The sequence below is a fragment of the Raoultella sp. genome, assembly GCF_039594335.1.
GTDB lineage: Bacteria > Pseudomonadota > Gammaproteobacteria > Enterobacterales > Enterobacteriaceae > Klebsiella.
Genome location: NZ_JBCNNS010000050.1, coordinates 21,989 through 29,175, shown reverse-complemented (window position 1 = coordinate 29,175; position 7,187 = coordinate 21,989). Strand labels below are relative to the sequence as shown.

Below are 7,187 nucleotides of genomic sequence, written 5' to 3'. Positions count from 1 at the left end.
TATAAGTACTACATTGCCTATCGGCTGATCGTCGATGAGATAGCGAGGAAACAAAAAGCCACGGCCCAACCCAGCAGCGCGGCAGTACCCGCCGGGGAACAAAACACTCTCACCACACCGTGAGGCGCTATCATCGCTGGATACGCGGAGAGCGCAGACATAAAAAAGCCCCGAAAAAACGAGGCTTTTTCTTATGCTTTAACGGCACTGTCTAAGGATAACCTTAGAACGGGATATCGTCATCGAAATCCATCGGTGGTTCGTTAGAAGGTGCTGCCGGTGCCTGCTGCTGCGGGCGAGATTGCGCGCCGCCGCTAAACTGGTTGCCGCCCTGCGGCTGCTGAGGCTGACCCCAACCACCCTGCGGCTGACCGCCGCCTGCCGGAGCGCCCGCGCCCTGCTGACGACCGCCGAGCATTTGCATCGTGCCGCCAACGTTAACCACGATTTCGGTGGTGTATTTTTCCTGACCGGACTGGTCAGTCCATTTACGGGTACGCAGCTGGCCTTCAATATAAACCTGCGAACCTTTACGCAGATACTCGCCGGCCACTTCCGCCAGTTTGCCGAACAGCACAACACGGTGCCATTCTGTCTGCTCTTTCATCTCACCGGTCGCTTTATCGCGCCAGGATTCGGAAGTAGCCAGCGTAATGTTGGCAACTGCGCCACCACTCGGCATGTAGCGTACTTCCGGGTCCTGGCCCAGATTACCGACGAGAATCACCTTGTTTACGCCTCTGCTGGCCATGTTTGTGTCTCCTGAATGCGTTTCTTTATAGTGTAAACGCGCGAGTGTACCATTTCCAGGCGCTATGTTGATAGCTGGGAAGTATGTTCCAGATAACTCTCGCGGCACGACATTTTTGCATACCTCGCAAGAAAATGCATTCCAATACTGTATATTCAAACAGGTTAAATTGTGTCATAATTAGCCGTTTCTGCCGTTTGTCCTTCTAACAAACCAGGCAATCCGCGTATCTACCGGGAAAGGTGAATGGATAAGATCGAAGTTCGGGGCGCCCGCACCCATAATCTCAAAAACATCAACCTCGTCATCCCACGCGACAAACTGATTGTCGTCACCGGGCTGTCAGGGTCAGGCAAATCCTCATTGGCTTTCGACACACTGTATGCCGAAGGACAACGTCGCTACGTTGAATCACTCTCCGCCTATGCGCGTCAGTTTCTGTCGCTAATGGAGAAGCCGGACGTCGATCATATCGAAGGGCTGTCGCCGGCGATTTCCATTGAACAGAAATCCACGTCCCATAACCCGCGTTCTACGGTTGGGACCATTACCGAGATTCACGACTATCTGCGCCTGCTTTACGCACGCGTCGGCGAGCCGCGCTGCCCGGATCATGATGTTCCTCTGGCCGCACAGACCGTCAGCCAGATGGTCGACAACGTGCTCTCTCAACCGGAAGGTCAGCGCCTGATGCTGCTGGCGCCAATCATTAAAGAACGTAAAGGCGAGCACACCAAAACGCTGGAGAACCTCGCCGGCCAGGGCTATATCCGTGCGAGAATCGATGGCGAGGTCTGCGATCTTTCCGATCCGCCGAAACTGGAGCTGCAAAAGAAACACACCATTGAGGTGGTGATCGATCGCTTCAAGGTGCGTGACGATCTGTCCCAACGTCTGGCCGAATCCTTTGAAACCGCTCTGGAACTTTCCGGCGGTACCGCTATTGTCGCCAATATGGACGATGAAAAAGCGGAAGAGCTGCTGTTCTCCGCCAATTTCGCCTGCCCGATTTGCGGCTACAGCATGCGTGAACTGGAACCTCGCCTGTTTTCGTTCAACAATCCGGCAGGCGCCTGCCCGACTTGTGACGGTCTGGGGGTTCAGCAATACTTCGATCCCGACAGGGTTATCCAGAATGCGGAGCTGTCGCTGGCAGGCGGTGCTATTCGCGGCTGGGATCGCCGTAACTTCTACTACTTCCAGATGCTGAAGTCGCTGGCGGAGCATTATCAGTTCGATATCGAGGCGCCATGGGGTACCCTGAACGCCGACGTCCAGAAGGTCATTTTGTACGGCTCAGGCAAAGAGAATATTGAATTCAAATACATGAACGACCGTGGCGATACCTCAGTGCGCCGTCACCCGTTCGAAGGCGTGCTGCACAATATGGAACGCCGCTACAAAGAGACGGAATCCAGCGCAGTGCGCGAAGAGCTGGCGAAGTTTATCAGCAACCGCCCATGCGCCAGCTGTGACGGTACCCGTCTGCGCCGTGAAGCCCGCCACGTATTTGTCGAAAATACGCCGCTGCCAGCTATCTCCGATATGAGCATTGGCCACGCGATGGATTTCTTCACCAATCTGAAGCTGTCCGGCCAGCGTGCACAAATTGCGGAAAAAGTGCTGAAAGAGATTGGCGATCGTCTGAAATTCCTCGTCAACGTCGGCCTGAACTACCTGACACTCTCCCGTTCGGCAGAAACGCTCTCCGGCGGTGAAGCCCAGCGTATTCGCCTGGCAAGCCAGATTGGCGCCGGTCTGGTCGGCGTGATGTACGTGCTGGATGAGCCGTCCATCGGCCTGCATCAGCGCGACAACGAACGTCTGCTCGGCACGCTGGTTCATCTGCGTAACCTGGGCAATACGGTGATTGTCGTCGAGCATGATGAAGACGCCATCCGCGCCGCCGACCACGTGATCGACATCGGCCCAGGCGCCGGGGTACACGGTGGCCAGGTCGTGGCTGAAGGGACGCTGGAAGCGATCATGGAGGTGCCTGAATCCCTGACCGGGCAGTACATGAGCGGCAAACGCAAGATTGAAGTGCCGAAGCAGCGCGTGCCTGCCGATGCGGAGAAAGTGCTCAGGCTCACCGGCGCGCGCGGCAACAACCTGAAGGATGTCACGCTGACGCTGCCGGTCGGCCTGTTTACCTGTATCACCGGAGTCTCCGGTTCCGGTAAATCAACGCTGATTAACGACACGCTGTTCCCGATTGCCCAACGTCAACTCAACGGCGCAACCCTCGTCGAACCGGCACCATATCGCGATGTGCAGGGGCTGGAACATTTCGATAAAGTTATTGATATCGATCAGAGCCCGATTGGCCGTACGCCACGTTCAAACCCGGCAACCTATACTGGCGTCTTCACACCGGTACGCGAACTGTTTGCCGGCGTGCCAGAATCGCGCTCACGCGGCTATACGCCAGGGCGCTTCAGCTTTAACGTCCGCGGCGGGCGCTGTGAAGCCTGTCAGGGGGATGGCGTGATTAAAGTCGAAATGCACTTCTTGCCGGATATTTATGTGCCGTGCGACCAGTGCAAAGGCAAGCGCTATAACCGCGAAACGCTGGAGATTAAGTACAAAGGCAAGACCATTCATGAAGTGCTGGATATGACCATTGAAGAAGCGCGTGAGTTCTTTGATGCCGTTCCGGCGCTGGCGCGTAAGCTACAAACGCTGATGGATGTCGGTCTGACCTATATTCGTCTCGGCCAGTCCGCCACGACGCTGTCCGGCGGTGAAGCGCAGCGCGTGAAGCTAGCGCGCGAGCTGTCAAAACGCGGTACCGGCCAGACGCTCTATATTCTCGATGAGCCGACGACGGGCCTGCACTTCGCCGATATCCAGCAGTTACTGGACGTTCTGCACCAGCTGCGTGATCAGGGCAACACCATCGTGGTCATTGAGCACAACCTGGATGTCATCAAAACTGCGGACTGGATCGTTGACCTTGGGCCGGAAGGCGGCAGCGGCGGCGGTGAAATCCTCGTCTCCGGTACACCAGAGACCGTTGCAGAGTGCGAAGCTTCGCACACCGCGCGCTTCCTCAAACCCTTGCTGAGCTAATCACCGTGAAAGCTGCTGTCGGATCGGTTCCGACAGCAGCCGTACCGCCTGCTGGTAGGAAGCGTCAACCAGGTAGTAAATCTGCGAATCTGGCAAAGAGCCATCAAGAAAGACCGTACTCCAGTGGGCTTTATTCAGATGTCTGCTGGGTCGGATATCCACATGCTGTTCCCGCAGTAGTTCGGCAAGCTCAGGACTGGCTTTCAGCGACACGGCTGGCCGCTTATCTTCCACTTCTTTCACTAACGCAAAGAGCACGTCCGACACTTTAATCTGCGTGGCCTTCCAGTCGCTGTGCACGCTTTGCTCTGCGCCCGGTTTTGCCATGCAGTACAGCAATAACTCCGAAATGGTCATCAGTTATTCCCCCGTGAGCGTCGCAACGATATGCCGCGAACCGCCGTGAATACGATGTTCCCCTAACCAGATTCCTTGCCAGATCCCCAGACTGACGCGCCCGTCCTGCACCGGCAGCAACAGGGAGACGCCAAGCATCGACGACTTGATATGCGACGGCATATCATCAGGACCTTCATAATCATGTTCGTATGGCGCATTATCCGGCACCGCGTTGAGAAAATACTGCTCCATGTCGTAGCGGACGGTCGGATCGCAGTTTTCGTTAAGCGTCAGGGAAGCGGAAGTGTGCTGGAGCAGCAGATGCAACATACCGACTTTGACGCGCGATAGCGCGTGGAGCTGGCCGAGGATCTCGTCAGTTACCAGATGAAAGCCGCGAGATTTTGCGCCTAACGTCAAAGTTTGTTGATGCCACATAAACGACTCCTGTTGCGAATGAATCTCTCTAAGTGTGCAGCAATAAGCAAAAAGGTAAAACCTCCCCAGGCACTTTTTCGTACACAAAAGCGGCAGCCCGCAGGCTGCCGCTTTTGCTTGTGACACATTTCAGCAGCAGGTGAATTAGTATTCGGAATTCACAATCACTTCTTCACCCAGCGCTCCGGCCATCGGCAGAGGTTTATATGACGAGTTTGACGCGCGCAGCACGCGAATACCGCGAGCCCCGGCATCATGCGCGGCAGAGATGTCGTTATCAGAATCACCGTAGAAGACCTTAATATTCTTCTCCTTCAGCCATTGAACTTTCGTATTCTGCCCCGGTTTATCACCGGCAAAAATGACCGGATTCATATTTGCCGCCGGGATCAGGAAATCATCCTGCAGTGTTTTCGAGACCGTTTCCGTTTTGGTCTGACTGCGCCCGGTGACGAAGTAAATACTATCGCCGCGCTTCACATGCATCGCAATCAGCTGGCGCGCAACCTCTTTTGGCATACTGAATTCGTCCCAGCCGTTATTCATTTTTTCCCAGAATTCCGGGTTTTTCAGGTAAGCATCACTACCGGGAGAAAAGGTTTTTTGGCCGCGCCAGAAGCCCGGGCTGGAAAACAGAACGGTGTCATCAATATCAAAACCTACGGCAAACGGCTGACGACCCAACAGGCTGTTTTCAATCTGTGCAACGGAAACCCAGTGAACCGGCGCCTGTTCGGCCAGTCTGGCGACGTTGGTACCTGGATTTAGCTGTGACGGTGAAGACTCCAGGGCGATTGCAGAGTGATTTAAAGTGAAAAGTAAACAGCAGGCGCTAAAGGCCAAAGTTATCTTGCGCATAGTTATCCCTTTTAAATGTCATCCTGAAAACTGCCGCTTTGCTGGCCGCAAGGCGCCTGGACCAGCCGCAGCGATACCGCGCGGATGACGATGCGTATAAGTCGTCGAATCGTTATAATTTTCAATAAGGTGGCTGCTTGTTACTGCACCACGACCTTAACCCCGGCCCTCGCGGATGCAAAGAATTTTCTGCTCAGATGTCATAGAAAAAGAGAATGATCACACTTCAGAAGGGAATAGTCCTTTCCCGTTTACGGGAAAGGACATGATATGCACAGGGAATCAGATAACTGCAGAAAACGCCTGAGCCACGCGCTGCACATTACGTGAATTGAGGCCCGCCACGCACATCCGGCCACTGGAGATCAGATACACGCCAAACTCATCACGCAGACGATCCACCTGCGCCGCACTCAGGCCGGTATAGCTGAACATCCCTCGCTGTTTGAGCAGGTAGTCAAAATTGACGCCCGGCACCGCTTCTTTCAGGACGTTCACTAGCTCCTGACGCATCGCCAGAATGCGCGTACGCATCTCTTCCACTTCTGCCAGCCAGCAGGCTTTCAGCTCCGTATCATTCAGTACGGTCGCGACAACCTGAGCTCCAAAGCTCGGCGGACTGGAGTAATTGCGACGGACGGTGGCCTTCAGTTGCCCCAGCACGCGGTTTGCGGTTTCTGTGTCTTCGCAAACGATCGACAGACCGCCCACGCGCTCACCGTACAGCGAGAAAATTTTCGAGAAGGAGTTGCTGACCAGCATCGGTATGCCAGCGCTGGCAATCGTGCGAATCGCGTAAGCATCATCGTCCATTCCCGCCCCAAAGCCCTGATAGGCAATATCGAGGAAAGGAAGCAGGTTGCGCGCTTTCAGCACCTCAGCGATTTGATCCCACTGGGCATGATTCAGATCGGCGCCCGTCGGGTTATGGCAGCACGGATGCAGCAGTACGATGTCGCGCTCAGGCAGCGTCTGCAGTTTCGCCAGCAGCGCATCAAAACGCACGCCGTTGGTCTCATTATCAAACCAAGGGTAAGTACTTACTTCGAAACCAGCCCCTTCGAATATGGCGATATGGTTTTCCCAGGTCGGGTCGCTGACCCAAACGCGAGCCCCTGGGAAGTAGCGTTTTAGAAAATCGGCGCCCACTTTCAATGCACCGGAACCGCCCAGCGTCTGAATAGAAGCGATGCGATTTTGCAACAGCACCGGGTGTTCTGCACCGAACAACAGCGGGGCAATCGCGTTGCGATAAGCGTTCAGCCCTTCCATCGGTAGATACACCGAGGCGCCGTGCGGCTGAGCGTTAAGACGCGCTTCCGCTTCAGCAACCGCCTGTAGCTGCGGGATAATCCCATCTTCATTGTAATAGAGGCCGATACTAAGGTTTACTTTGTCACTACGCGGATCTTCTTTGAAACGCTCCATCAAGGAGAGAATAGGATCGCCAGCGTAGGCGTCAACTTTTTGAAACACGTGATGTTTCTCCGGGTTTACGAGAGGCAGGTCATAACACAATAAACTGGAAGCAGAAGAAGATCGAGAGGATGTTGGCGGATAATTGGCGGAAAGTCGGCGAAGATCGCATGTATCCCGCTCGCCCTCGAGGAAATGCCGCGGTTCGCGGCATAAACGCGTTGTCGGGCCAGCGCAGGTTCCAGGCGACAGCCCCGGTCAACGCCGCGCTGCCGGGGATGTCACCACCGCAATGTATCGACCGGACGTACGC

7 protein-coding genes are annotated in these 7,187 nt (G+C 55.1%); 2 read left to right on the top strand and 5 right to left on the bottom strand.

The window, feature by feature from the left end; all coding sequences use genetic code 11:
• The coding region (locus ACZAHD_RS11170) for a hypothetical protein (protein WP_462456829.1) at nt 1-123 on the top strand (123 nt) is incomplete at its 5' end.
• 100 nt (nt 124-223) lie between these two features.
• Here the strand turns inward: ACZAHD_RS11170 and ssb1 are convergent.
• Complete coding sequence (gene ssb1, locus ACZAHD_RS11165; protein ID WP_462456828.1) at nt 224-751, bottom strand: single-stranded DNA-binding protein SSB1; 528 nt, start codon at nt 749-751, stop codon at nt 224-226.
• Nucleotides 752-997: 246 nt separating this feature from the next.
• Between ssb1 and uvrA the strand changes: the two genes are divergently transcribed.
• The gene (gene uvrA, locus ACZAHD_RS11160; RefSeq protein WP_462456827.1) at nt 998-3,823 is read left to right on the top strand and encodes an excinuclease ABC subunit UvrA; all 2,826 of its coding nucleotides are present in this window, start codon (nt 998-1,000) and stop codon (nt 3,821-3,823) included.
• Here uvrA and ACZAHD_RS11155 read toward each other — a convergent pair whose 3' ends face one another.
• The 4 genes from ACZAHD_RS11155 to tyrB all read right to left on the bottom strand — a co-directional run bounded on the left by ACZAHD_RS11155 (nt 3,824) and on the right by tyrB (nt 6,934).
• Nucleotides 3,824-4,180 carry an MmcQ/YjbR family DNA-binding protein gene (locus ACZAHD_RS11155; RefSeq protein WP_462456826.1) on the bottom strand — a complete coding sequence of 119 codons (357 nt, stop codon included), beginning with the start codon at nt 4,178-4,180 and terminating at the stop codon, nt 3,824-3,826.
• Nucleotides 4,181-4,183: 3 nt separating this feature from the next.
• Nucleotides 4,184-4,600 (bottom strand): secondary thiamine-phosphate synthase enzyme YjbQ, encoded by a 417-nt coding sequence (locus tag ACZAHD_RS11150; protein ID WP_462456825.1) that lies wholly within the window; start codon nt 4,598-4,600, stop codon nt 4,184-4,186.
• 144 nt (nt 4,601-4,744) lie between these two features.
• Complete coding sequence (aphA, locus tag ACZAHD_RS11145; protein WP_462456824.1) at nt 4,745-5,458, bottom strand: acid phosphatase AphA; 714 nt, start codon at nt 5,456-5,458, stop codon at nt 4,745-4,747.
• Nucleotides 5,459-5,740: 282 nt separating this feature from the next.
• On the bottom strand, nt 5,741-6,934 hold the full coding sequence (tyrB, locus tag ACZAHD_RS11140; RefSeq protein WP_462456823.1) for an aromatic amino acid transaminase: 1,194 nt from the start codon (nt 6,932-6,934) through the stop codon (nt 5,741-5,743).
• Between the last annotated feature and the right edge of the window lie 253 nt (nt 6,935-7,187).

Excerpts from the sequence above, each read along its gene's own strand:
- ACZAHD_RS11150 (WP_462456825.1), bottom strand. The coding sequence starts at position 4,600 with ATGTGGCATCAACAAACTTTGACGTTAGGCGCAAAATCTCGCGGCTTT.
- aphA (WP_462456824.1), bottom strand. The coding sequence starts at position 5,458 with ATGCGCAAGATAACTTTGGCCTTTAGCGCCTGCTGTTTACTTTTCACT.
- ACZAHD_RS11155 (WP_462456826.1), bottom strand. The coding sequence starts at position 4,180 with ATGACCATTTCGGAGTTATTGCTGTACTGCATGGCAAAACCGGGCGCA.
- uvrA (WP_462456827.1), top strand. The coding sequence starts at position 998 with ATGGATAAGATCGAAGTTCGGGGCGCCCGCACCCATAATCTCAAAAAC.
- ssb1 (WP_462456828.1), bottom strand. The coding sequence starts at position 751 with ATGGCCAGCAGAGGCGTAAACAAGGTGATTCTCGTCGGTAATCTGGGC.